This window comes from Rhizocola hellebori, from assembly GCF_016862955.1.
In the GTDB taxonomy this organism is placed as follows: Bacteria; Actinomycetota; Actinomycetes; order Mycobacteriales; family Micromonosporaceae; genus Rhizocola; species Rhizocola hellebori.
Window position 1 is genome coordinate 1 of the sequence record NZ_BONY01000177.1, and the last position, 2,676, is coordinate 2,676.

Annotated in this window: 3 protein-coding genes; 2 read left to right on the forward strand and 1 reads right to left on the reverse strand. The window is 63.4% G+C overall.

The window, feature by feature from the left end; translation table 11 throughout:
- The first annotated feature begins 296 nt into the window (after positions 1–296).
- Positions 297–1,349 (forward strand): NsdA family TPR-like regulatory protein, encoded by a 1,053-nt coding sequence (locus Rhe02_RS49315; protein WP_203915531.1) that lies wholly within the window; start codon positions 297–299, stop codon positions 1,347–1,349.
- On the opposite strand, the gene Rhe02_RS49320 is transcribed toward Rhe02_RS49315, so the two are convergent.
- Positions 1,324–1,896 (reverse strand): NUDIX domain-containing protein, encoded by a 573-nt coding sequence (locus tag Rhe02_RS49320; RefSeq protein ID WP_239124578.1) that lies wholly within the window; start codon positions 1,894–1,896, stop codon positions 1,324–1,326. The two genes, Rhe02_RS49315 and Rhe02_RS49320, sit on opposite strands and share 26 nt — an antisense overlap.
- Before the next feature lie 436 nt (positions 1,897–2,332).
- Between Rhe02_RS49320 and Rhe02_RS49325 the strand changes: the two genes are divergently transcribed.
- Positions 2,333–2,560 (forward strand): hypothetical protein, encoded by a 228-nt coding sequence (locus Rhe02_RS49325; protein ID WP_203915533.1) that lies wholly within the window; start codon positions 2,333–2,335, stop codon positions 2,558–2,560.
- The last annotated feature ends 116 nt before the right edge of the window (positions 2,561–2,676 follow it).

Here is a 2,676-nt window from a genome sequence, read left to right on the forward strand (position 1 = left end):
GACTCACTCAGGACTTCGCAACAATGCCTATGGATTTCTGGTCTTCTTCTGGTCTCGGCCCCGTCTTTCTTGGGGCTATCCCTAGCTTGCGGCCTGGTCGGGCCGTTCCACAGAGGAATCGGGGGGACGCAGGGGGACTCCGTGTCTCGCAAAGGGACTTGCAAATCGATTCACCTTTGGGCATGGTCGTCTAAGGGAGGCTAGAACGGGTGTACGGAACGGGGATTGCTGATCTTTGCCGCCAGCGCGGATGGAGCCGAGCGAGATTGCTCCTGGAGATGCGCAAGGCAGCTCGCTTGTCCAATGTCGAGCTGCCGGGCGATGACAGCCTGCGCAGGATGGTTCGCGAGTGGTCCGCAGGAAGGCGGGGGCTCTCAGAGTTCTATGCAGGCCTGCTGAGCAGCGTATTTACGACCGAGTTCGCGGCTGGTGCGGCGAGTGAGCCGAGCGACGCGTTCATCACTGCCCAGGTCGAAGGTTTGGAGATGCGGCTGTCGGCGGCCTCCAAAGTGGACGTAACTACGGTCGCCCTGCTTGAGCAACAGACTGAGGTGTTGCGTGGGCTTGATCGTCGCCTCGGTGCCATGCACCTGCTCAAACAGACCCAGCAGCATGTCGTCCAGCTTTCTGACCTGCTGGCCTTCTCGATGCGCGGAGAGACGCGCAGGCTGTTGGGGATAGCGACCGCCGAGGCGGCGGCACTGGCTGGTTGGCAGGCACTCGACCTCGGAGACACGGCCGAATCGTGGAAGCTGCACGAGGTGGCGAAGTCAGCAGCACGAGACGCCGGTAATGCCGCCGTCCTCGCGCATGTGAGCGCACAGCAGGCCTACGCGCTGCTGGATGCGGAGAAGACCGCCGAGGCGGTGGAATGCATGCGAGCAGCCAGACGGCAGGCCCAGGGCCAAGTGCCAGCCTTGTTGGAGAGCTGGCTGTGGGCGGCCGAGGCAGAGGCGCTTGCGGCGCTCGGAGATGCCAAAGCAGCACGTCATGCACTGGACCAAGCCGCATCTAAGCTGCAAGCCGAGGCCCCGAACGCTGATATGCCCTTCATCTTTCTCGACGCGACCCACCTCGGGCGCTGGCGCGGCCATTGTCTCGCGCGCCTCGGCGCGGCCGAAGCGGTGGAAGAGCTGACCGCATCGCTCGATCGCATGGACAGCAGCTTCGCGCGGGCCGTGGCCGGCCTTCGAACGGATCTGGCCATGGCGCATGCTGTTCGCGGTGAACACGACGAAGCCCGCCATCAGGCGGGCTTGGCGTTGGAGCTGGCCAATCAGACGGCATCCAACCGGCAGCGCAAGCGGCTGAGCCGCCTACTGGCTAGTGGTTTGCAGTTGGCCCGCTGAGCGCCAGCACATGCAGCAAGGCCACAAGTGAGCCGGAGTTGGAGACCTGCCCTGACCGGATGAGCCCCGGCACGTCGGCGAGCGGAACCCACCTCATGCGCTCCATCTCAGTGGTCTCGGTGGGCTCGGCGACTTGCTCAGCGCCTCGGCCGAGGAAAACATGGTGCGGGTTCTTGACCATGCCGATCATGGGCTCAAAGGTCACCAGGTGCTCCATTGATCGTGGCCGGTACCCGGTCTCCTCCAGGATTTCGCGGGCCGCAGCCTCGGCAGGCTCCTCGCCTTCGTCCACCAGCCCGCCGGGAAGTTCCCAGTTCCAGATGTCCGAGACGAACCGGTGACGCCACATGAGCAGCACGTGATCCTGATCGTCATTGAGCAGAGCAGTCATGGCCGCCTCCGGCAGCCAGACCGTGTGATGCTCGAAGCGCTGGCCGTCAGGCAGCTCGACGTCTGTGAGGTTGAGGCGAATCCACTCGCTCGAATAGATGTTCCGCTCGCCGTGGACCTTCCAACGGGTATCCGCGCCCGCTTGCTGCGTATCCAAGTCGCGCTCCTCAGGACTCATCAGCTACTGGTCTTCCTCCCACGCCGGGCCGAGGCCGCGATTCGTGCCACTCGATGATGCGAGCTGGCTTCCACATGTGCGTGCGTCCCACGGTCATGTCGGGGGCCGGCATCTGGTTGCGTATGCGGTACGAGCTGACCGTGCCGATCTGAACGCCGAGGTAGGCGGCAATGTCGCTGGTAGTCCACCAGTCGGCTTTTGGATCTGGCCCCTCGGTCACCCGCACATTGTGCCCTACGGGCTGGTAGAGCCTTCCCGTCGTTGGCCACTTGTGCCGCTGTTGCTGGTTAGATCCTTGAACGATCACGAATGAGCCGTTGATCAGGGCAACTTCGGGCAATCTGTCTTGAGTGCCTGGTCATCCACAGGGAAACTTGGTCAACGTTCAATGACCACGGTTAATGGAGGCGGGATCATGGCGCTACGTTTTCTCGGCAAGGACCCTAGCTCGGAGTCGAATGACTCCCCGACGATCTGGGATGACGGAGATGAGTATGTGATCCAGGGCTGGCGCGTCACCGACCAGGCGGCGCTTGCCGAGATCGGGGAGGTGCCGCCGCATGAGACGGTGGTGCGCATCCCGAAGCGCATGATGCCGTTCTTCCCGGAGGTGACCGGTGGCGGAGCAGCCCCCCTCGCTTGAGCAGCTATTCGCGACCGTTACCCGGCGTGTACTGCACCTGGAGATGCGAGACGAATACCAAGCTTCCTCGGCTTACGCGCTGTGGCAGGCTAGCCAGCCCATCGACTATGAGGCGG

Coding starts and splice junctions, on each gene's coding strand:
- Rhe02_RS49325 (WP_203915533.1), top strand. CDS start 2,333: ATGGCGCTACGTTTTCTCGGCAAGGACCCTAGCTCGGAGTCGAATGAC.